This is a genomic window from Halorubrum ejinorense (assembly GCF_055389685.1).
Genome location: NZ_AP043777.1, coordinates 1114400 through 1135115, shown reverse-complemented (window position 1 = coordinate 1135115; position 20716 = coordinate 1114400). Strand labels below are relative to the sequence as shown.

Annotated in this window: 24 protein-coding genes; 11 read left to right on the top strand and 13 right to left on the bottom strand. The window is 70.6% G+C overall.

Features of this window, described 5'->3' with window-relative positions:
* Positions 1-2: 2 nt before the first annotated feature.
* Both ACZ5KW_RS06745 and ACZ5KW_RS06740 read right to left on the bottom strand, forming a co-directional pair.
* Entirely contained in the window at positions 3-1619 is a 1617-nt protein-coding gene (locus ACZ5KW_RS06745) for a tryptophan--tRNA ligase (RefSeq protein ID WP_343778657.1), read from the bottom strand.
* A 94-nt stretch (positions 1620-1713) separates the two neighbouring features.
* Complete coding sequence (locus ACZ5KW_RS06740) at positions 1714-2550, bottom strand: ABC transporter (RefSeq protein WP_343778659.1); 837 nt, start codon at positions 2548-2550, stop codon at positions 1714-1716.
* 104 nt (positions 2551-2654) lie between these two features.
* Here ACZ5KW_RS06740 and ACZ5KW_RS06735 point away from each other — a divergent pair, with 104 nt between their 5' ends.
* The 3 genes from ACZ5KW_RS06735 to ACZ5KW_RS06725 are packed head-to-tail and all read left to right on the top strand — an operon-like array spanning position 2655 to position 5109.
* Positions 2655-3641 carry an ABC transporter substrate-binding protein gene (locus ACZ5KW_RS06735; RefSeq protein WP_343778661.1) on the top strand — a complete coding sequence of 329 codons (987 nt, stop codon included), beginning with the start codon at positions 2655-2657 and terminating at the stop codon, positions 3639-3641.
* Between the two features lie 2 nt (positions 3642-3643).
* Entirely contained in the window at positions 3644-4360 is a 717-nt protein-coding gene (locus ACZ5KW_RS06730) for an ABC transporter permease (RefSeq protein ID WP_343778663.1), read from the top strand.
* Positions 4360-5109, top strand: a complete 750-nt coding sequence (locus ACZ5KW_RS06725) for an ABC transporter ATP-binding protein (RefSeq protein ID WP_343778665.1) — start codon at positions 4360-4362, stop codon at positions 5107-5109. The genes ACZ5KW_RS06730 and ACZ5KW_RS06725 overlap by 1 nt, the downstream gene beginning before the upstream one ends.
* A gap of 50 nt (positions 5110-5159) precedes the next feature.
* Here the strand turns inward: ACZ5KW_RS06725 and ACZ5KW_RS06720 are convergent, their stop codons facing one another.
* The 3 genes from ACZ5KW_RS06720 to ACZ5KW_RS06710 all read right to left on the bottom strand — a co-directional run bounded on the left by ACZ5KW_RS06720 (position 5160) and on the right by ACZ5KW_RS06710 (position 7067).
* Positions 5160-5723: an HIT family protein gene (locus ACZ5KW_RS06720; protein ID WP_343778667.1), complete on the bottom strand. Its 564-nt coding sequence runs from the start codon at positions 5721-5723 to the stop codon at positions 5160-5162.
* Complete coding sequence (map, locus tag ACZ5KW_RS06715) at positions 5723-6628, bottom strand: type II methionyl aminopeptidase (protein WP_343778669.1); 906 nt, start codon at positions 6626-6628, stop codon at positions 5723-5725. Before map ends, ACZ5KW_RS06720 begins: the two co-directional genes overlap by 1 nt.
* 94 nt (positions 6629-6722) lie before the next feature.
* Positions 6723-7067 (bottom strand): DUF2249 domain-containing protein, encoded by a 345-nt coding sequence (locus tag ACZ5KW_RS06710; RefSeq protein ID WP_379701332.1) that lies wholly within the window; start codon positions 7065-7067, stop codon positions 6723-6725.
* On the opposite strand from ACZ5KW_RS06710, the gene ACZ5KW_RS06705 reads away from it, so the two are divergent.
* Positions 7044-7355 carry a CGCGG family putative rSAM-modified RiPP protein gene (locus ACZ5KW_RS06705; protein WP_343778671.1) on the top strand — a complete coding sequence of 104 codons (312 nt, stop codon included), beginning with the start codon at positions 7044-7046 and terminating at the stop codon, positions 7353-7355. The genes ACZ5KW_RS06710 and ACZ5KW_RS06705 overlap by 24 nt on opposite strands.
* A gap of 28 nt (positions 7356-7383) precedes the next feature.
* Here the strand turns inward: ACZ5KW_RS06705 and ACZ5KW_RS06700 are convergent, their stop codons facing one another.
* A complete protein-coding gene (locus tag ACZ5KW_RS06700) occupies positions 7384-9435 on the bottom strand; it encodes a histidine kinase N-terminal 7TM domain-containing protein (RefSeq protein ID WP_343778673.1) in 2052 nt (683 codons plus the stop codon).
* A gap of 74 nt (positions 9436-9509) precedes the next feature.
* Between ACZ5KW_RS06700 and ACZ5KW_RS06695 the strand changes: the two genes are divergently transcribed.
* Together ACZ5KW_RS06695 and ACZ5KW_RS06690 are read left to right on the top strand one after the other, a co-directional pair.
* Positions 9510-9977 carry a peroxiredoxin gene (locus tag ACZ5KW_RS06695; protein WP_343778675.1) on the top strand — a complete coding sequence of 156 codons (468 nt, stop codon included), beginning with the start codon at positions 9510-9512 and terminating at the stop codon, positions 9975-9977.
* A gap of 81 nt (positions 9978-10058) precedes the next feature.
* Positions 10059-11201, top strand: coding sequence for a hypothetical protein (locus tag ACZ5KW_RS06690; RefSeq protein WP_343778677.1), 1143 nt, complete (start codon positions 10059-10061; stop codon positions 11199-11201).
* Between the two features lie 87 nt (positions 11202-11288).
* Here the strand turns inward: ACZ5KW_RS06690 and ACZ5KW_RS06685 are convergent, their stop codons facing one another.
* The 3 genes from ACZ5KW_RS06685 to ACZ5KW_RS06675 form a co-directional block, all read right to left on the bottom strand.
* Positions 11289-12203 (bottom strand): DMT family transporter, encoded by a 915-nt coding sequence (locus ACZ5KW_RS06685; RefSeq protein ID WP_343778679.1) that lies wholly within the window; start codon positions 12201-12203, stop codon positions 11289-11291.
* A gap of 95 nt (positions 12204-12298) precedes the next feature.
* Positions 12299-13345, bottom strand: a complete 1047-nt coding sequence (idsA3, locus tag ACZ5KW_RS06680; protein ID WP_343778681.1) for a geranylfarnesyl diphosphate synthase — start codon at positions 13343-13345, stop codon at positions 12299-12301.
* On the bottom strand, positions 13342-14694 hold the full coding sequence (locus ACZ5KW_RS06675) for a ribonuclease J (RefSeq protein ID WP_343778683.1): 1353 nt from the start codon (positions 14692-14694) through the stop codon (positions 13342-13344). Before ACZ5KW_RS06675 ends, idsA3 begins: the two co-directional genes overlap by 4 nt.
* Positions 14695-14949: 255 nt before the next feature.
* On the opposite strand from ACZ5KW_RS06675, the gene ACZ5KW_RS06670 reads away from it, so the two are divergent.
* From ACZ5KW_RS06670 to ACZ5KW_RS06650, 5 genes are all read left to right on the top strand, one after another.
* Complete coding sequence (locus ACZ5KW_RS06670; RefSeq protein ID WP_343778685.1) at positions 14950-15603, top strand: hypothetical protein; 654 nt, start codon at positions 14950-14952, stop codon at positions 15601-15603.
* A complete protein-coding gene (locus tag ACZ5KW_RS06665; RefSeq protein ID WP_343778687.1) occupies positions 15600-16904 on the top strand; it encodes a twin-arginine translocation signal domain-containing protein in 1305 nt (434 codons plus the stop codon). The genes ACZ5KW_RS06670 and ACZ5KW_RS06665 overlap by 4 nt, the downstream gene beginning before the upstream one ends.
* Positions 16905-17034: 130 nt before the next feature.
* Positions 17035-17277: an LSM domain-containing protein gene (locus tag ACZ5KW_RS06660; RefSeq protein WP_343778689.1), complete on the top strand. Its 243-nt coding sequence runs from the start codon at positions 17035-17037 to the stop codon at positions 17275-17277.
* On the top strand, positions 17274-17450 hold the full coding sequence (locus tag ACZ5KW_RS06655) for a 50S ribosomal protein L37e (protein WP_343778691.1): 177 nt from the start codon (positions 17274-17276) through the stop codon (positions 17448-17450). The genes ACZ5KW_RS06660 and ACZ5KW_RS06655 overlap by 4 nt, the downstream gene beginning before the upstream one ends.
* A gap of 267 nt (positions 17451-17717) precedes the next feature.
* On the top strand, positions 17718-18752 hold the full coding sequence (locus tag ACZ5KW_RS06650) for an LLM class flavin-dependent oxidoreductase (protein ID WP_343778693.1): 1035 nt from the start codon (positions 17718-17720) through the stop codon (positions 18750-18752).
* Positions 18753-18771: 19 nt separating this feature from the next.
* Here the strand turns inward: ACZ5KW_RS06650 and ACZ5KW_RS06645 are convergent, their stop codons facing one another.
* The 4 genes from ACZ5KW_RS06645 to ACZ5KW_RS06630 all read right to left on the bottom strand — a co-directional run bounded on the left by ACZ5KW_RS06645 (position 18772) and on the right by ACZ5KW_RS06630 (position 20706).
* Positions 18772-18978, bottom strand: a complete 207-nt coding sequence (locus ACZ5KW_RS06645; protein WP_343778694.1) for a DUF8015 family protein — start codon at positions 18976-18978, stop codon at positions 18772-18774.
* Between the two features lie 4 nt (positions 18979-18982).
* Positions 18983-19183 carry a hypothetical protein gene (locus ACZ5KW_RS06640; protein WP_343778695.1) on the bottom strand — a complete coding sequence of 67 codons (201 nt, stop codon included), beginning with the start codon at positions 19181-19183 and terminating at the stop codon, positions 18983-18985.
* Positions 19184-19308: 125 nt separating this feature from the next.
* Positions 19309-20382 carry a deoxyhypusine synthase gene (locus tag ACZ5KW_RS06635; protein WP_343778696.1) on the bottom strand — a complete coding sequence of 358 codons (1074 nt, stop codon included), beginning with the start codon at positions 20380-20382 and terminating at the stop codon, positions 19309-19311.
* 39 nt (positions 20383-20421) lie between these two features.
* The gene (locus ACZ5KW_RS06630) at positions 20422-20706 is read right to left on the bottom strand and encodes a ubiquitin-like small modifier protein 1 (RefSeq protein ID WP_343778697.1); all 285 of its coding nucleotides are present in this window, start codon (positions 20704-20706) and stop codon (positions 20422-20424) included.
* Between the last annotated feature and the right edge of the window lie 10 nt (positions 20707-20716).

The window sequence follows — 20716 nt, the reverse complement described above, 5'->3', positions numbered from 1 at the left end:
ATTCAGTGTTCGCCGCCGGTGCCGCGCCGGTCGGAGTCCAGATCGATGTCGAGGTCGTCGAGCAGCTCCTCGGCCTCCTCGCGTTTCTCTTGGTGGTCTTCGAGGAACTCGCGCATGAGTTCGGCCGCCTGCTCCTTACAGCCGCCACAGAGGCGCTCTCCGTTGACGCACTCGGAGTAGACGGTCTTCGTGAGTTCATCGTCGTCGCCCGCGAGCAGGTAGGCGTACAGCTCGTACACCGGGCACTCGTCGGCCTCGCCGCCGAGTTCCCGCTGCTCCTCGGCGGTGTCGCGGCCGCCGGTCGTCGCCGACTTCACCTTGTCGTAGCCGTCCTCCGGGTCGTCCAGCAGCGAGATGTGGCTCGCCGGGATAGAGGAGGACATCTTCCCGCCGGTGAGCCCGGTCATGAAGCGGTGGTAGATCGAGGAGGGCTGCCGGAAGCCGAACCCGTCGTGGTCGATCTCGACCTCCCGCGCGACCGACTCGGCGTCGTCGCGCGTGAGGTCGAAGGCGTCGACGTGACCGTCGAAGACGCGCTTCTCGCCGTCGACGGCCTCGATGAGCGCCTCGAACGCCTCGTCGGTCGCGTTCCTGTCGAAGAAGCGCACGCGGGGGCGGAGCGGTTCCTTCCCGCCGGCGCGGAGCTTCTCCAGCGCGGTCGCCTTCGCCGCGTCGAGGTCGACGCTCTCGCGGTCGCTCTCCGGCGGTTCGTAGTCGTCGAGCCAGTCGGCGGCGTCCTCACAGCGCACGTCGGTCTCGTCGTCGCTGTCGGTCCCGCCCTCCGCGGCGTCCGCCGCGAGCGCGTCGTAGGCGGCCCGCACCAGCCGGCGCTCGTCGTCGTCGAGCTCGAAGGAGGCGAACGCCTCGGTCACCTTGAAGTAGCGCACTCGGGTAGCCAGGTCTCGAGTCAGTCGGACGTGCGGGTCCTGGTCGGGGCCGACCGGAATGACCGTGGGCTTGGGCTCGTCGACGAGCTGGGGATAGAGGATGTCCGCGGTCTGGGTGACGACGCTTTGCATGTGCGAGATGTTCGTTTCGCCGTCGAAGCCGTAGATCGCCTCGAACTCGGAGAAATTCGCCTTCGAACCGAGCTCGAACCCGAGGTCCTGAACCGCGCGGTTGTCGGACTGGCGGTACAGCTCGCCGTCCTCGGCGTCGAAGCCGAGCGCGAGCAGCGAGAGGAGGTAGTTGCGGGCGTGCTCGTCGATTTCGTCCCACGACATCCCGCGCGCCGAGTGGGCCTCGAGATCGGCGATCAGTCCGAAGGCGTCGCCGCCCATCTGTTGGTGCCAGATGATCTCGTCGAACACGAGCTTGTGGCCGATGTGCGGGTCGCCGGTCGGCATGAACCCGGACAGCGCCGCGAACGGCTCGTCGTTCGCCATCGCCTCGGCGACCGCGTCGTACTCGCGGTGGCCGAAGATGACGCCGCGGCGCATCAGGTAGTGCGGGTCCGGCACGTCGTCGTCGACCTCGTCGAACGCCTCGATGCCGAACTCCGCGAAGAGGTCCGCGTAGTCGCCCACCGACGCCGACCCCCACGGGTCGAGCGCGACGTCCTCGGTCGGCTCGTCCGCGCGCTCGGTCCCGCCGTCGGTCCGGGGGGTGCCCTCGTCCATACCCTCTCTCCCGTCGGTCGACGCAAAAACCGTTCGCTTGCGAGAGAGCGGTTGGCACGGGACGGCGGTCAGACGCGACCCCGCGAGGGCGGCGTCACTCCGCCTGCGGCACCAGCCGCGTCGCGGTCGCCTTCCACCGGATCGACACCCGGTCACCGGGAGCGAGACCGAGCCGATCGATGCTCTCGGCGGTGATCAGCGCCTCGACCTCGAGGTCGGTGTCGCCCTCATGGCCCGTGCGGCCCGCATCGCCCTCGTCGCCTCCGCCGGCCGCTTCGACGCCGATCCGGACCGTCGACACCGTCTCGCCGGGATCGACGCGGGAGACGCGGCCCGCGAGACGGTTCCGGGCGCTCGTCGCGTCCGGGTCGACCGCGTTGGCCGCGTCGTTGACCGTGACGGCGTCGGCGCCGACGCGGACCTGAACCGCGTCCCCGACCGTGACGGCGGCGTCGTCGCTGGGCTCGCCGCCTCCGTCGCCGTCGCTGTCGCCCGTCCCGGCACCGCCGTGGAGCCCGGACAGCTCGCCGACCGGGGTGTCGACGACCGCGAGCTCGCCGTCGACGGCGGTCACGGTGCCGTCGAGGACCGTCTCCGGCACCGCCGCGGTCGCCGCGAGGACGGCCTGGAGCCGGTCGTAGCGGTCGAGGAGCGCGCGGCCGGACGCGGCGAGCCGGCTCCCGCCGCCGCCCTCGCCGCCGCGGCGGCGCTCGACGAGCGTCCCGTACGCGTCCTCCAAGGCCTCGATCCGCGAGAGGGCGCGGGCCCGCGAGCGACCGAGCTCGGACGCCGCGCCCGCGACCGATCCCGTCGCATCGACCGCACGCAGCAACGCGGCGTCCCGGCCGTCGAACTCGACGCCGTTCTCGATGAGCGCGGCGCGGCCGCGGCCCGCGGCCGCGTCCGGACCGGCTTCGGTCGGCTCTCCCATGTCCGGAGGATGCGGCCGGCCCGTCATGGCGTTTTCGCCCGGTCGCGTCCCGTCGCTTGTCGCGGCACGGAAGTTATATGTGGCACCGACCCACCGTTGTATCTATGGCGATACAACGGAGGCGGTTCGTGGCCGCGCTGGGCGCCGGAGCGATCGCGAGCACGGCGGGCTGTTCGTCAGCGGGCGACGGCGGCGGAGACGGAAGCGGCGGCGACGGAACCGACGCCAACGGGACCGACGGGGGCGGGAGCGCAAGTGAGTCGATCGGGGTCGCCGGGGAGACGCTGACGCTCACGACGACGACGAGCACCTACGACACCGGACTGCTCGACGAGATCCACTCCGGCTTCGAGGAGATGTACGGCGTCGAGGTCGACGCCGTCGCCCAGGGCACCGGCGCGGCGCTGGAGACCGCCCGGAACGGCGACTCGGACATCGTGATGGTTCACGCCCGCGGGCTCGAAGACGAGTTCATGCGGAACGGGTACGGGATCAACCGCCGCGACCTGATGTTCAACGACTTCGTGATCGTCGGGCCCGAGGCAGACCCGGCCGGCATCCAAGGGATGAGCTCGGCGACGGAGGCGCTCACGTCCGTCGCCGACGCGGAGGCGACGTTCGTCTCGCGCGGCGACAACTCCGGCACGCACACGAAGGAGCTAAACCTCTGGGAGGCGGCCGGCACGGAGCCGGGCGGCGACTGGTACCAGGAGACCGGCACCGGGATGGGCGAGGCGCTGAACGTCGCCAACCAGCAGGGCGCGTACACGCTCTCGGACCGCGGGACCTTCATCTCGCAGCGCGCCGAGATCGACCTCGCGATCCTCGTCCAGGGCCCGATCGAGGACGGTCCGGAGATCCTCGCGAACCCGTACGGCGTCATGGCGGTGAACCCCGGCGTCCACGAGAACGCCAACTACGACCTCGCGATGGCGTACATCGGCTGGATCACCAGTCCGGGCGTTCAGGAGGCCATCTCGGAGTACCAGGTGAACGGCGAGCAGCTGTTCTTCCCCGAGGCGGTCTCCGAGAACCCGGACTTCCAGCAGTACGTTCCGGAAGGCTGGAGTAGCGACGACGACGACGCGTAAGCGTGCCGATCGAACCGGTCGTCCAGTCGGCCCCGGCGCTCTTCGATCTCCCGTTCAGGGACGGGTACGTCCGGAGCATCATCTTCGTCTCGCTGTACGTGAGCGTCACCGCCGTGGCGCTGAGCACGCTGTTCAGCGTGCCGGTCGCCGTCGCGATCGGGTTCGCCGACTTCCCCGGAAAGGGGTTCGTGAAGTCGGTCGTCAACACGGGGATGGGGTTTCCGAGCGTCGTGGTGGGACTGGTCGTCCTGTTCGCCGTCTCGAACCAGGGACCGCTGGGGTCGTTAGAGCTCATCTTCACCCGCGAGGCGATGATCATGTCGCAGTTCGTGCTCGCGACGCCGCCGATCACGGCGATCACCCTCGCGGCCGTCGACGGCGTCGACGACGGCGTCCGCGACGCGGCGCGCGCGCTCGGCGGGACGCGGCTCGACGCGGCGCTCGTGGTCGTCAAGGAGGCGCGTTACGGGATCGCCACGGCGGTGTTGGCCGGGTTCGGCCGCGCGATCAGCGAGGTCGGGTCCGTCCTCATCGTCGGCGGGAACATCACGGGCGCGGACGGCATCTCGAAGACGCGGACGCTGACGACCGCCATCCAACTGGAGGCCAGACAGGGCCAGTACGAGACCGCGCTGGTGCTCGGCGCGGTGCTCGTCGCGCTCGTGTTGACCGTCAACGCGGTCGTCGTCCGCTTCGGCGACCGGGGGGCCCAGGGCTGATGCTCCGGGCGACCGACGCCTCGGTGTCGTACGGCGACGGGGTCGTGTTCCGGGACCTGTCGATCGAGGTCGACGCCGGCGAGGTGCTCGCCGTCATCGGTCCCTCCGGGGTCGGCAAGACGACGCTGCTCCGCCTGCTCGCGCTGTCGCTCGAACCGGACGACGGGTCGGTCTCGCTGGACGGCACCGAGGCGTGGGCCGGCGACGCGACCGAGCGGCTCGCCCTGCGCCGTCGGGTCGGACTGGTGTTTCAGGAGGCGAACCTCTTCGACGCCACCGTCGCGCGCAACGTCGAGTACGGGCTGCGAGTCCGTCGGTCGTGGACCGATCGGATCGGCTCGCTGTTCGGGCGCGGCGTCCCGGAAGCGGTCCATGAGGCGCTCGACGTCGTCGGACTGGCGGACGAGACGCGCCGGCACGCCGACTCGCTGTCCGGCGGCGAGGCCCAGCGCGTGTCGTTCGCCCGGGCGCTGGCGTACGAGCCGGACGCCCTGCTGCTCGACGAGCCGACCTCGGACCTCGACCCGCGCAACACCGCGGTGATCGAGGAGGCGACGGCCGAGGCGCGAGACCGGGGTATCGGCGTCGCGGTCGCGACCCACGACATGCACCAGGCCGAGCGGATCGCAGACCGCGTCGCCGTGCTGCTCGACGACGGGATCACGGAGGTCGGGCCGACCGAGGCCATCTTCGAGGACCCGACCGACGAGCGCACCCGGAAGTTCATCTCGGGCGAACTCGTGTACTGACGCCGAAGGAGAGCCGACGCCGCGAGGGAGCCGACGCCGGTCGAGCGGCGTCAGTCGTCGACGGCGAGATCGAAGGAGAGCCGGACCGCGTCGCCCGCGTCGGGGTCGCCGGGGTCGACCGCGTTCTCGTCGGCCGCGAACCCGGCGTGGAGGTGGTCGTAGGTGCGCTCGATCGCTTCTACGATCACCTTCGTGTCGCCGGTGACGGGCATGAAGTTCGTGTCGCCGTTCCACCGCGGGACGACGTGCGTGTGGAGGTGGTCGATCGAGCCGCCGGCGGCCGCGCCGCCGAGGTTCTGGCCGGTGTTGACGCCGTCGGGGTCCATGTCGAGGCGCAGCGCCGCCACCGTGGCGCTCGTCAGCTTCGCGTGGTCGAACAGCGTCGCGTCGTCGAGGTCGCTGACGTCCTCGCGGTGCTTGCGCGGGATCACCATCGCGTGGCCGGGGTTGTACGGCGCGTTGTTGAGCAGGACGTAGTTGCGGTCGCTGCGGGCGACCACGCGCGCCTCGCGGGCGTCCTCGCGCTCGGGCAGCACGCAGAACGGGCAGCCGTCGATCGGGTCCGCGTCGCGTTCGACCCACTCGATCCGCCACGGCGCGAAGATCCGGTCCATCAGTCGAAGCCGTGGATCCCCGCGGTCGTCACCTCGACGCCGTCCTCGGTGACCAAGAGGGTGTGTTCCGCCTGGCTCACCAGGGCGTCCTCGTCCTCCTTCAGGACGGGGTACCCCTTGATCGCGTTCGCCTGCTTCAGCCGGCGGAGCGCCATCTCGGCGCGGTCGGTCTCCAGCCAGCGGGCGGCGAACGGCAGGTCGTCGAACGCCTCGATCTCATCGAGCGCCTGCCGGGCGCGGCGGTCGCGCACGCTCGCGGAGCCCTGCTGTTCGAAGATCTCCTCTTCCGTCCCCTCGCCGACCTTCCCGCGGCCGTCGGTCGCGAACGGCTCGATCGCGACCGCCTGTCCGGGCTCCAGCTCGACCGAGCGCTCGACCCCGCGGTTCGGCACCGTGGGGCCCGTGTGCGCGTCGTACCGCTCGACGCCGTGACCGGAGAGGTTGAGGACGGGGGTGTAGCCGTACCCGCGGATCACGTCCTCTATCGCCTCGCCGACGACGCCGACCTCGACGCCCGGGCCCGCCTCGTCGAGCGCGGCCTCGAGCGCCATCTCGGCGGCCTCGGCCAGCTCCGGCGTGCCGGAGTGGTCGACGGTCACCGCCGCGTCGGCGATGTAGCCGTCGACGTGGACGCCCACGTCTAAACACACCATCTCCTCGCCGAAGGTCGTCTCGTCGCCGCGGCCGGGCGTCGCGTGGGACGCCTCGGGGTCCACGCTGATGTTGACCGGGAACGCGAGGCCGGCCCCCTGCTCGCGGACGAAGTCCTCCGTCCACTCGGCGACTTCGAGGTGGGTCCGGCCCGGTTCGACCATCTCGCGGGCCTCGTTCATCGCCTCGACCAGCACCGCGCCGGCCTCGCGGTAGCTCTCGACCGCGTCCTCGTCCAGAGGTCCGTGACTCATGGGTCCGGGTTCGGCGACCGCGCGCAAAGAGGTTGCGGAGAGCGGTCGCGGCCGACGGATCCGCCGGGCCCGAACCGACCCGCTCGGCGCGCGTTCAGGCCGGCGTGATCTCGACGTACCACTCGTCGTCGGCCGGGTTCGCGGTCCCGTAGGCGAACCCTCGCGTCTCCGACACGTCGTACAGCGGCTCCGGCTCGAAGCGGTTCACCAGACAGAGCGACTCCTCGCCGTCGAGCGCGGCCACGATGTCGCCGAACGGCTCGCCGTCGGTCTCGCGGGCGTCCAGTCGCTCGTCTGCCTCGTCGAAGGGATGCGAGAACGCATGGGCGGATCGCCGGAGCGAGGCGTGGTAATCCTCTCGTCGAACATGTTCGCTCCAATGGGTATCCGTCGCGGAAACGGAAGAGTAGCCGCAATGGCGACCACACCCGACGACCACGACCACGGCTCCGACCCGGTGACGGACCGCGTACACGAGACCTCGTGGTCCGCGAACCTCGAGGGCCCGGACCACGCCGACGACCGCGACCGCCTCGTCTCGCAGGCGATCGACGCGGTCGAGCACACGGCGGCCGGCAACCGCGTCAACCTCGTCACCCACGGCGCGCACGGCCACCCGGAGGAGTACCTCTTCGACGCGCTCGAAGCGGCGTTCGACGACGGCGTCGACTGGGAGTACGTCGAACAGTGCGGCTGCGGCGGCCACGTCGTCCGCGTCCACGTATGAGCCAACCGCCGAGCCTCGACTGTGCGAGTCAGTCGGCGTCCGCGGTCGCTCGCGGGAGCCACATCCGAACGACCGTGCCGGTCGGCTCGCGGGTCTCGATCTCGATGTCGCCGCCGGACTCCGTGACGATCCAGTGGACGAGCCAGAGGCCGAGCCCGCTCGCGTGTTCGAGCGCCGTCTCCCGGGCCTCGGAGAACACCGTCCGCTCGACCGGCGGGATCCCCGGTCCGTCGTCCGCGACCTCGACTCGGAACCAGTCGCCGTCCGCGACGACGCTCGCGTCGACGTGCGGGTCGTCGCCGTCGTTGTGGACGACGGCGTTCTCCAGCACGTTCCGGATCGCCGACTCCAACAGCTCGTCCGCGGAGACGACAGCGGACTCCGGGACGCTCGCGGTCACCGTCGCTCGGGGGAACGACGACTCCAGCGACTCACAGAGCCGGTCGACGAGTCGGGCCAAGTCGATCTCGGCCCGACCCGCGTCGCTGTGAAGCGCGACGTCGATCTCGCGGGCCTGGTCGCTGAGATGAGTCAGCGTTCGGACCTTCCGATCGATGATGTCGAGGTACGAGCCACCCTCCTCGTCGACGTGGCCGCGCAGGAGGTCCGCGTACCCACCGATGACGTTGGTGTCGTTCTTCAGGTCGTGTCGCAGCACGCGGTTCAGCACCTGAAGCCGCTGTTCGTACCGACGGGCCTCGGTGACGTCGGTGGCGGTGATGACGACCTCGTTGGTGTCCTCGAACAGCCGTTCGATCACCGTCTCGAAGCGACGCCAACTGCCGTCGGCGCGCGCGATCCGGTGGGTGATCGACTGGGCCTCCCCGTCTTCGAAGGCGCGCTCGAACGCCTGCTGGGCGTCCCGTCGGTCCTCGGGGTGAACCAGGTCGATGACGGGCCGCCCCTCGACCTCGTTCGTCTCGTGGCCGAGCAGCCGCTCTATCGACGGGCTCACGTACCGGAGCAGACCGTCGTCGCCACAGACCGCGATCACGTTCGGCGACTTCTCGATGAGCGCGCGGTACCGGCGCTGGAGCGTCTCCTGCTCGGTCACGTCGCGGAACAGGAGGACGGTGCCGCCGCGCGCCGTCCCCGGACCGGTGATCCCGTGGACGTCGACGGTCAGGAACCGGGGCGCGGCCTCGTCGTCGATCGTGACGCGGAGTTCGTCGTCCGCCGGCCCGTCGGCCGCCGCGTCGGCGACCGCCGGGAGGTCGTCGAACGCCTCCTCGGCACGCGCGCCGAGTTCGGCGTCGGGGAACAGGGAGCAGGCGGGGTCGTTGCGGTCGACCAGCCGACCGTCGGCGTCGCAGACGACGACGGCGTCGGAGAGGTTCGCGAACACCGCGTCGCGGGCGATGGGCGAGACGTCGAGCAGCCGGTACCGGAACACGACCCACGCCAGAAGCGCCGAGGTCCCGCTGAACGCGATCGGCGTGAAGTCGACGAGGCCGTTCTCGGGGCCGACGACCCCGGCGATACCGGCCGTCCCGAGCGCGAGCGGCGCGACGCCGGCGACGAAGAGGAGCGCGGCCTGACGGCGGAACACGCCGTCGCGGGTGGCGGCGGCGTAGCCGAGGACGACGAAGGTGAACAGGTTGACTGCGTACGTGTACCCGACGAACCCGAGCAGCGCGGGAGTCGGCGCGTAGTCGAGGACGCGGAATCCCCCGGCGTCGACGAGGGCGGGGTCGACGTAGAACAGCGGGTCGACGCCGGCGGCCCAGACGGCGACGGTGACGACGACGGGAACGAGACAGAAGAGCGCGAGGCGACGCCGACGGAGCCACGGTCCCCTGTCGACGTACGACAGCACGAAGACCGGCCACGCGACCGCCAGCCCGGCGGAGCCGAGCCAGACGAAGCGGTTGTAAAACAGCGTGGCCGAAAGGGAGGTCGCCGACAGCTGTGCCGCGTACGCCAGCGACCAGACGCCGGCCGTGCCCGCGACGCCGACGAAACTCCACAGGAGGGCGTGTCCGCCCCGTGATCGGTTGATGACCGCGTAGGCGGCGAAAGCAAAGGACGCGACGGCCGCGACGAGCAGCGGAGCCGTGTACGGCGTCGGTTGCCACGCCATCGATACGGGTAGGATGCGAGTAGCCCGTAAAAATGGACCGAATCCCCTAACAGGTTCGAGGAGAGCCGATCCGTATGCTCGAACCGGGCGACTCGGCGCCGGACATCACGCTCACCGACCACCGCGGCGAGACGGTCACCGTCGACCCGGCCGCAGCCGGTCACACGGTGGTGTACTTCTACCCGCGAGCAGACACGCCCGGCTGTACCGCCGAGGCCTGTGGCTTCCGCGACGAGTGGGACGCGTTCGAGGACGCGGACGTCGCGGTCGTCGGGATCAGCGACGACCCCGTCGAGGACCTCGAACCGTTCGCCGCCGAGTACGACCTCCCCTTCGCGCTGCTCTCGGACCCGGACGGCGCGGTCGCGGGCGCGTACGACTCCTACGGCGAAAAGCAGATGTTCGGGAACACCTTCGACGGCGTGTTCCGGAACACGTACGTGCTGGACGACGAGGGCACCGTCGTCTTAGCCTACGAGGGGGTCTCCCCGGAGGACCACGCCGTCGAGATACTCGACGACATCGCCGCGCTCGACGGCTGATCCGGCACGGTCCGACGGTGCGGGTATCACCCGTAGCTGCCACCCGATAGTATTATTACACGACTCGAGACAACTGAAACGATGCCCTCCAAACGAGCGTTCGCGAAGCGCCTAGCCGCGCTCGCAGCGACCGGGCTGGGAGTCGGTGAACCGATCGGTACCCTCACCGCCGAGCCGCCGCCCGACGCCGGTCTCGCGGTCGACCCGGCCGCGACCGAAGCCGGTTGGGCCGACGCCGAGACGACGAGCGACCGCGCCGACGCGGGGTCGAGCCGGACGCGTTCCGCGGTCGCCGCGGGGACCTACGACCCGGCCGCGACCGCGTCCGGCGCAGTGGATACGGCGGTGACGGGACGGATCGACCCGGCGGTACTGACCGAGACGGGACTACCGAGCGGGTTCGGCGATCGATTCCGCCGGCTCCTCGACCGGTACGAGAGCGTGTCGCTCGGCCGGCTCAGACAGGCCACCGGCGGCGCCGCGTTGACCGCGGACGGACCCGAGGGGTGCGGAGTCGCGGTCGGCGACGTCGACGCGAGCGCGCTCGCCGCGGAGCTCGAAGCGGACCCGGACGTGGTCCGAGAGGCGGACGACGGCTCGGGCTTCGCCCGGTTCCGCGCTCGGTCGATCGGATCGGCGGTCGCCGTCGCTTCGGACGAACTCGTCGCCGCGTACGCCCCGACGCCCGCCGCCGCCGCGGAACACCGCGACGCCGGCGTCGGTCGCGACCGACGGCGGACGGGAAAGACGGCGAGCTACGGCCCGCTGCCCTCCCTGCTCGGGGGCGACGCGACGGTGTGCGTCGACCTCGGGCCGGACGCCCGCGACCACCTGCGGCGGGCCCTCGCCGACGCGCCCGACGAACTCCGGACCGCGGTGGACGCGTCCGGCGCGGTCGGGGCGTCGCTCCGAGTCACGGAGTCGACGGGCGCGGGCGACGGCGAGACCGCGGATGGCGCGGGAGACGCCGGCGACGACCCCGACGAGCCGAGCGTCGCCCTGCGGTACGGCGCGGTCGCGGACCCGCGGCGCCTCGACAGGGAGACGGCCGAGGCGATCGCGCGGGCGGCCCGGGAGGGAGAGACCTCGCTTTCGGACGCGAGCGTCACCCGCCACGGCCGCACCGTGATCGTCGACGCCGCGGCCGACGACGACCTCTTCGCGTCCCACGCCTCCCTGTTCGGAGCGAGCGTGGGCGATCGGGTCGAAGTGGTCGGCGCGTGAACGGTGACGACGTGTCAGCGACGACGGCCCTAGCGCGTCAGCGACACCGACACGCGAGCGCCGGTCGGGAGTCGCGGCGGTCGCTCTTTATGCCGGGAACCGGACGTCGGCCGCCGCCGCCGCGATCTCGCGGCGCTTCAACAGCCCGAACCCGAGGACGATGACCGCGAAACCGGCGACGGTGAACCGCGTCACCGGCTCGGCGAGCAGCAGCGCCCCCGCGACCGTCGCGACGACCGGGACGACGTAGGAGACGAGGTTGATCTCGAAGGGGCCGAGCCGGTCAAGCAGCGTGAAGTAGATCGTGTACGCCACCGCCGACGAGAAGAGGCCGAGGAACGCCAGCGGGACGAGCGCTCTCGGCGCCGTCGCCGGAAGCCGCTGGCTCTCGCCCAACCCGAGGCTGAGCGCGTGGATGGCGAGGGCGCCGAACCCCATCGCCCACCCGGTGAGCGCGACGCTGGAGAACGTCGTCTCCACGGTCCGGAGGCCGACGCTGCCGACCGCGACCGCGATGACGCCGACCGAGATGAGGCCCACGCCGACCGCGACCCCACCGCCGAGGTTCGCGGGGTCCGGCTGCGCGACGAGCCCCACGCCGAGGAAGGCCAAGACCACGCCGATCGCGCCGCGCGCGTCGAGGTCCGTTCCGCCGATCCAGAGGGCCGCGACCGCGGCGGTCGCGATGGGAACGAGGCTGTACGTGATCGAGGCGATGCCGCTGGTGGTGTACTGCTGGCCGACGAACAGCAGGGCGTTGTTCGCGGCCACGGAGAGCCCGCCGCTGAACCCGATCGCGGCCAGGTCGCCGCGGCTCCGCGGGAACGGACCGGACTCGGTGAGCAACACGTACGATATCAGCGCCAGCGCGGCCACGTCGAACCGGTACGCGGCGTACAACACCGGCGGGTAGTAGTCGAGACCGACCTCGATGGCGACGAACGATCCGCCCCACAACAGCGCGAGGAGGAAGAACAGCGCGACGTCTCGATACCGTGACACGGGTGAGCGAACGCGCGCCGCGGGTAAAGCGGTGTCCGTCGCGGCCCGAACCGCCGCTGCCCGCTCACCGACCGGGGACGCGCCCGTCGTCCCGTTCAGTAACCGCGGACGATGAGGTAGTCCGCGAGGTCTTCGAGCAGGCTTCGCGAGCCGCTCTCGGGCAGCAGTTCGAGGTGTTCTTTCGACCGCGCGGTGAGGTCCTCGGCGGTCTCGCGGGCGTACTCGATGGAGCCGGCGTCTTCGAGCGCCGCCACCGCGTCGTCGATGGCCGCCTCCGTCACCTCGGCCGGGGTGTCGGCGTCGACGAGGTCGTCGACGTCGATCCCCTGTTGGCGGGCGTGGAGGGTGATGAGCGTCTCCTTGCCCTCCACGAGGTCGGAGCCGCGCTGTTTCCCGAGCTCGTCGGAGGGGACCGTCAGGTCGAGCACGTCGTCTTGGATCTGGAACGCGCGACCGGAGTCGATCCCGTACTGGTACAGCGCGTCGACGGTCTCCTCGTCCGCGCCGAGCAGGAGGGCCGGCGTCGCCGCCGACGCCCCGTATAACACCGCTGTCTTCAGCTCCACCATCTCTAAGTACTCGTCGGGGAGGATGTCGTCGCGGCTCTCGAAGGCGACGTCGAGCGCCTGTCCCTCGCAGATCTCGGTACAGGTCGACGCGAGCATCCGCATTGCTTCGAGCCCGTTCTGCGGGTCCGCGCCCGTCTCGGTCATGAACTCGAACGCCTTCGAGTAGAGGGTGTCACCGGCGAGGATCGCCGTCGAGACGTCGTACGCCTCGTGGACCGCGGGGACGCCGCGCCGGAGTTCGTCCTCGTCCATGATGTCGTCGTGGATCAGCGTGAACGACTGGATCACCTCGATGGCGACCGCGGCCCGCATCACGTCGACGTCGTCGCCGTCGAGCGACGGGAACGCGCGGAAGTCGGCGCCCATCGGCTCGGTGCCGGTGACCGCCTCCGCCGCCAGCGTCGTCACGGTCGGCCGGAGCCGCTTGCCGCCGGCTTCGAGGATGTACCGGGTCGCCTCGTACAGCCGTTCGGGCTCCTGTACCGGCAGCTCTTCGTCGATAGCGGCGTTGACCAGCTCGCGCCGCTCGCGGATGGCGTCGAGCACCCGCGCCTCCTTCGTCTCGCTCGTCATTCGACGAGCTGGATGGTGGACCCGTTCTGCGTGACGTGAACGTCACGTCCGAGCTTGTACCCCTGCGACGTCGCGAGGTTCACGTACGGCGAGCGACCCTCCAGCGTCTGGTGGCCCGGGATGAGGTGCTGCGGCTGGAGCGCCTGAAGCATCTCGTAGTGGCCCTCCTCGCGGAGGTGGCCGGAGACGTGGATGTCGTCGTAGAGCCGCGCGCCCTGCATCCGGAGCAGCTGTTCGGACTGGTATCGCTGGCCCTCGTTGGTGGGCTCCGGAATGACGCTCGCACTGAAGACGACCTTGTCGCCGTCGTCGATTTCGTACGGGGTCTCGCCGCGACCCATGCGGGTCAACATCGCGCGCGGCTCGCCCTGGTGGCCCGTCACGATGGGGAGGAAGTTCCCCTTCCCCTCCTTCATGATGCGCTTGAACGCGCGGTCGACGGACTTGCGGTGGCCGTACATGCCGACGTCGCCCTGGAAGTCGACGAAGTCGAGCCGCTCCGCGGTGCCCGAGTACTTCTCCATCGAGCGCCCGAGCAGGACCGGCTGTCGGCCGATCTCGCGGGCGTACTCGACGAGGGTCTTCACGCGGGCGATGTGTGAGGAGAACGTCGTGGCGACGATGCCGCCGGAGTAGTCCTCCATCGATTTCAGCGTGTCCTCGACGTGTTTCTTCGCGTACGACTCGGAGGGGGTCCGGCCCTTGCGGCCGGCGTTCGTACAGTCCTCGATGTAACAGAGGACGCCCTCGTCCTGGCGGCCGATCTCCCGGAACCGGTCCATGTCGATCGGGTCGCCGATGACGGGGTCGTGGTCCAGTCGCTTGTCGAGCCCGTAGACGATAGCGCCCTCGGGCGTGTGGACGACCGGGTTGATCGCGTCGATGATCGAGTGGGTGACGTTGACGAACTCGAGTTCGACCTGCTCGGAGTCGCCGATCGCCATCGTGGCGCCCGGCTTCATCTTCACGAGGTCGTTATCGACCTGGAACTTGCCCTCGTCTTCGATCTGCTGGCGCACCAGCTCGATCGTGTAGGGGGCGGAGACGATCGGGGCGTCGTAGCGGTGGGCGAGCTTCGGGATGCCCGCGATGTGATCGAGGTGCCCGTGGGTGGGGACGATCGCTTTCACGTCGCCCTCGAGCTCGCTCATGACCCGGTCGTCCGGGATGGCGCCCATGTCGATCAGGTCGAGGCTGTGCATGCTCTCGGTCTCCACGTTGTCGTGGATGAGGACCTTACTGAGGTTCAGGCCCATGTCGAAGATGACGATGTCCTCGCCCGCTCGAACCGCCGTCATCTGTCGACCGACCTCTTCGTAACCGCCGAGTGTCGCAATTTCTATTTCCATGGTGTTGTCGTGTCGAACGCCGTGATCGGCGTCGATCACTGAAACCCCGCAAGGAGCCGTCAGCGCTTCGTCGTACCGCGCGTCGTTGAGGCCCCGCTACGGCCGAGCCGCCGTCGACTCACCGTGTCCCGCGGGAGTGTGGTATCTTGGCGTACTCTCGCCCGCGTTAAAAACACCCGGGTTCGGCCCGCGGCGTCGGCTCGGGTCCGAGCGCGTCCCACAAAGCGTTTCAGGCTCTCGGTCGAACCGCCGCCGATGTCCGAGGTCCCCCGCCGGCGAGCCCTCCTCGCGGCCGCGTCAGGCATCGCCGCGCTGGCCGGTTGCGCCGGCAGCGAGTCCGCGTCGAACAGCGCTCTGACCAGACAGCGTCCGGTCGAGGAGTACGAACTCGAAACGGCACGCGACGAGCGCGGCAGCGCGCTGTTCGCCGAGGGCGAGACGCTCCCGTCGCCGTCCGCCGACGGACCGGCGCGACAGCACCGAAGGGCGCACCGAGTGTTGGTCGCGGACGACGAGGCGGCGGCGCTCACCTTCGCCGAGACTGAGCCGGGCGAGGCGCTCCGGTCGTTCTGTGACGCGACCGACTTCGACGCCGCGTCGGTGTACCTGATCGCGATGCCCGTGAGGGCCTGTCGGGAGATCCTGCTCGAATCGGTAACCGTCGACCGGGACGAACTCGCCGAGGGCGACCTCCACCCCAACGCCGACTTCTGTGAGGCGTACCGTCCGGCGGACGTGGAGTGTGGTCCCGACGAAATCCACACCGCCGGGTTCGCGATCCGGATGCCGGTCGCGGCCAGCCACTCGACCGGGAGCGGGCGCGGCATGAGCGGTTCCTGCCGGAGGGGAGATCCTCCGGCCGTGTTCAACTCGTCTGCGGCGTCTGACGCGGGAGGTGACGGGTCGTGAGCCGCGAGTCGGGCGGCGGGTCGAGTTCGCGCCGCCGGTTCCTCGCCGGCGCCGCGGCAGTCGGGGCGGCGGCGGTCGCCGGCTGTTCCGGACTTCCGTTCGGCGGCGACGGGGAGCGCAGCGGTTCCGCCGTGTCGCTCCCGTCCGACGCCGTGGGCTCGGTCGACTGGCCGGCGTCGCCGTTTCCGGCGGCCGTACCCGGATCGCTCGCGGACGCCCACGAGTCGCGGACCCGGAGCCTGCTCGACGACGTGCCGGCCGAGCCGGAGGTACCGAACGCCGAGATGGCGGCTGAGATCGGTGCCGACCGCGAGCGAGCGCGGAAGCGCACGGACAGCGAGGTGGCCGCCGACTGGCCGGTAGACGCCCTCTCCGCGTGGCGGCGACGCCGGAGGGACGCCGCCGCGGTGCGCGGCGCGTACCGCGCGGCCACCGGCGTCGACGACGGTGCGGATCTGGCCGCTCGGCGGAGCGCGGTCCGAGACGCTCGGGCTGCGCTCGCCAGCGAGGTGGAGTACCGAGCCGAGTCGCCGGTCGCGGCGGCGCTGGCGTACGAGCCGGTCGAGTTGCTGCTCGCGGAGTGCGAGCGGCACGTCCGGCCGGAGGTGACGTACCCCGCCGATCCGGTCGCCGAACCGTTCCGAGCCGGCGAGGCGACGGCTCGGGTCGAGCGTGCCGAGGCGGCCGCGGACGACGCCGAGGGACTCCGGAGCGCGTACCTCGACGGGCGCGACGGACCGCCAGCGCGGTGGGCGTCGCTGATCGCGGTCGCCGACGGGCTGCGGGCCTCCGTGAGTCGGACCCGCTCGACCGTCCGAGAGCGCGCCGGCGGCGACGAACCGCTCCGCGGCGAGGACCTGAGCGGGACGGTCGCACAGGAGCTAGTGGCCACGGGCGACCTCCGGACCGAGTCGGCCGTCGAGGACATCGAGCGGGCGGTCGACGCCGGAAACTGCGCCACGGCCGTGGTCGGGTCCGGCGTCGCGTTGACCGAGATCGATGCGTTTCGGGCGGCCGTCGACGAGATCCGCGACGGGGAGCACCGGGGGGGCGCCACGGAGGCGTCCGTGCGGGCGGCCGCGGAGCGGGCGCGGACGTCGGTCGAGGAAGCCGTCGCCGGCGATGACCCGCTGGCGACGCGGCTCGTCCGGCCCGGGCTGGACGGCTTCGAGTACGTCGCCGACCGCGTCGAGGAGGGGTACAGCTCGGCGCGGCGGACGCAGGCGACCCTTGAGTACGTCGCCCTGTACGCCGGGGCGGTGCCGGCGGCGAGCGAGTTCGTTCGCGAGCGGCTCGCGTGAGGGCCGGTCCGGCGACGGTCGGGGTGAGGGCCGGTCCGGCGACGGTTGAGAGGGCGTTCGTGTCAAACTGACCGGCCTCGGAGGCTCCGTCCCGGTATTTTTATTACCGCGACGGGCGGCGGTACGCACAATGAGTGGACGACCCCTCGACGTGCTCGAAGCGTCGCTCGAGGAGCCGGTAACGGTACACCTGAAGGACGGCACGACGTACTACGGCGTGCTCGGCGGATACGACCAGCACATGAACGTCGTCATCGAACCTGAGGAGGCCGTCGACGACCGCGTCGACGGCGACCTCGACGGCGACTTCGCGGTCGCAATCGAAGACACAACGATTATACGCGGCGATAACGTCGTCACCATCAAAGCATGACCGGAGCAGGTACGCCCTCTCAGGGGAAAAAGAACAAGACGGTCCACGTGAAGTGTCGACGCTGCGGCGAAAAGTCCTACCACGTCAAGAAGGAGCGGTGCTCCTCCTGTGGCTTCGGCAAGTCCGCCAAACGTCGCGACTACGCCTGGCAGTCGAAGAACGGCGACAACTGATCGGCTATCTCTTGGCGTTCTTTTCGCTTTTACTCGCGTAGCTGTGCGTTTATAATTAGAGAATCGAGAGCCCGCGAACACCTCCAAGACCCAGCCGCTTGCTCATAAACGCCTGCTGACGGAAGAGCGGCGAAGGCCGCCAAAGCCCCAGTCGCGTCGCGGGGCGGCGCTCACCGGCACGCGCCACCGGACAGGGCCCGTGGTTACGGTCCGCCACGACGCCGCCGGGACCCCAACCGTTTCCCCGAACCGTCGCCGACCGGCGGTATGGATCTCTCAGTCGTCGACCTCTCGCCGGTTCCCCGCGGCGGGACCGCGGCGGACGCGTTCGCGAACACGGTCGACGCCGCTCGCCACGCCGAGCGGCTCGGCTACGAACGGTTCTGGGTCGCCGAACACCACGGGATGGGCGACCGGCTCGCGGGCACCACGCCCGAGGTGCTCCTCGGACGGCTCGCGGGGGCGACGGACTCGATCCGGATCGGTTCGGGCGCCGTGCTGCTCAACCACTACAGCCCGTACAAGGTGGCCGAGTCGTTCGGCGTCCTCGACGGACTCGCCCCGGGCCGGGTCGACGTCGGGATGGGACGGGCGAACGGCTCGCCCGCGTCGGACCGCGCGCTCGGCACCGATAGACGGGTCGAGGACCCGAACGAGGACCACCGCGAGCGCATCACCGCGGTCGTGAACCACCTGCGCGACGCGTACCCCGCGGGCCACGAGTACGCCGACCTGTCGGTGCCGGGCTCCGACGAGGGGCCGCCGGTCCCGTGGGTGCTCGGCTCCAGCCCGGCCAGTGGCGCGATCGCCGGCGAACTCGGCCTCCGGTACTGCTTCGCCGGGTTCATTCGGCCCGGGTTCGCCGAGCGGGCGTTCGCCGAGTACCGCGACGCGTTCGACCCGGACGCGATCCCCGGCGGCCTCGACGAACCGCGGGGGATGGTCGCGGTCAACGCGGTCGCGGCGGAGACCGACGAAGCCGCCGCCCGGCGGCGCGCTCCCGCGGAGGCGACGTTCCGACGGATGCGGCGCGGCGAGTTGGGCGACGACCTGCCGACCGTCGAGGAGGCGGTGGCGGAACTCGGCGGCGCGCCGGACCCGACGCCCGCGGCGCTCGACGACGACGAGTGGCCGCGAGCGATCTCCGGGAGTCCGGAGACGATGTCCGGCCTGTTGAACCAGTTGGCGGACCGGGTCGGCGTCGAGGAGGTGATGATCCAGCACACGGTGCCGTCCCGCGAGGACGCGCTCGACTCGCACGCGCTCCTCGCGGAGGCCGTCGGGATCGAGCCCCGGGCGTGACCGGGACAGCCCGGTCCGGTCAGTCGTCGACGGGCGGATTGAGGAAGACGCCGTCGACGATCAGCAGACAACAGGCCACCGAAGCGCCGGCCAGCGGCGGGATCCCGTCTCCCGAGTTCACCGCCAGCGCGCCGTAGACTCCGGCGAAGAGGAGCGGGAAAGCTAAGAGCAACAGGTCCGCGCGGGCGAGTCGCGGAATCGGCGCGGCGTCGGGTTCGACCGCCATGGCGTCACTCCACGTACCCCAAGTCCCGAAGCCGCCGTCCGATCCGGCGGGCCTCGGCCTCGCTGATCTCGTCGTCCGACTCCATCTCCTGAACGACGACGTGTTTCACGAACTCCTTGACCGACCCGAACGGCTCGTCTTCGATGTACGCCTCGACGTCCGCGACGAACTCCTTGCGCAGCGATATCGTCGTGTAGTCGCTCATTACCCCCTGTTGATGGCTCCGGGATGAAAAATCTAATTACATGTAATTACGGCCGGGACGGTCGCGAGCGGCGTCGGCGACCGGACCGGTCCGTCCGGACCGCCGCGGAGTCCGTTTTTCCTGCGCTACTCGATGCGCTCGCGGGCGGCCGCCACCAGCATCGGGAGCATCACGGTCGCGTCCCCGTAGACGGAGGCGTTGCGCGCGTCCTTCTCCAACTTCCCCCACGAGCGCGCCTCCTCTAACGTTGCGCCGGAGAGGCCGCCCGTCGCCTCCGGGTCCATCGTGATCTGGACGGCGTAGTCGTACGCGCGCGGCGTGACGAGCATCGTCTGGAGCGTGAAGTTCTTCGGGACGCCGCCGCCGACGAGCAGGCAGCCCGCGTCGTCGGCCTCGAACGCGAGGTCGGTCAGCTCCGTCATGTCGGCTAAGGCGTCGAGTGTGAACTCCGCGGTCTGTGCGTACATCCACGCCTGAAGGCCCAGCACGGAGTCTTGGACGGCGGGACAGTAGATCGGCACGTCGCACTCGTAGGCCGCGGCCGCGACGCCCGGCCCCTCCGGGACGTCGTCGCGGTCGTTGACCTCGGCGTTCGCGCGGCCGAGTTCGCGCGTGAGGTCAGCGATGGAGACCGCGCGGTCGGCCGGGTCGTCGTCGGGGTCGGCCTCCAGCGCCGGGAACACCTCCTCGCGGAGGTGCCCTTCGAACTCGGCGAAGTGCTCCTGCGGGAGGTAGACGTTGTAGATGCGGTCGACGCCCTCGTCGCGCAGTCCCTCGTCGTGTTCGCGGAGGCTCTTCTCCGGGTCGTGGGTGCGGCCGTGATGGTGTTTCCCGCCGATGGCCTCGATGGCGTCGTGCGTGAGGTTCGCGCCGGTGGTCACCAGGGCGTCGACGTAGCCGTCGCGGATCAGGTCGGCGACGATCCGGCGCATCCCGGCCGGTACCATCGCGCCGGCGAGCGAGAGGAACACGGTACAGTCGTCGTCGCCGAGCATCTCGGCCAGCACGTCGCCGGCCTCGTTTACCGCGGCGGCGCCGATCCCGGCGTCGCCGTAGGCGTCGACGAGTTCGCCGACGCTCATGCCGCCGGGCGCGCGGGTGTGACCCACCGGGTCCTCGTGGAACTCCTCGCGGTGCGGATCGTGGCCGTCTTCGGCGTCGGACTCGCGGTCCTCGGGGGCGTCGTCGCTATCGCTCATGCCCGGAGGTGCGACGCGCGACCGTTTGAAACGCCCGATCTATCGCCCGACGGCGCCCCCGCTCACCGGCGGGAACAGCGCCAGTTCGTCGCCCGCCTCCAGCGTCGCGTCTAACCCCTCGTCGTGGCGGACGCTCCGCCCGTTCCGGAGGACGTTGATGTGGTCCGCGACGGTCCCGTCCTCGATGACGCGGTCCCGGAGGGCCGGGTGCGCGTCTAACAGCGCGTCGAGGGCGTCACCGACGGTGTCTCCCGGCGCCGCGTCGACCGTCACCACGCGGTCGCCCGCGATCTCCGCGAGGTCCGCGAACAGCTTCCACTCCATGGCCGATCCC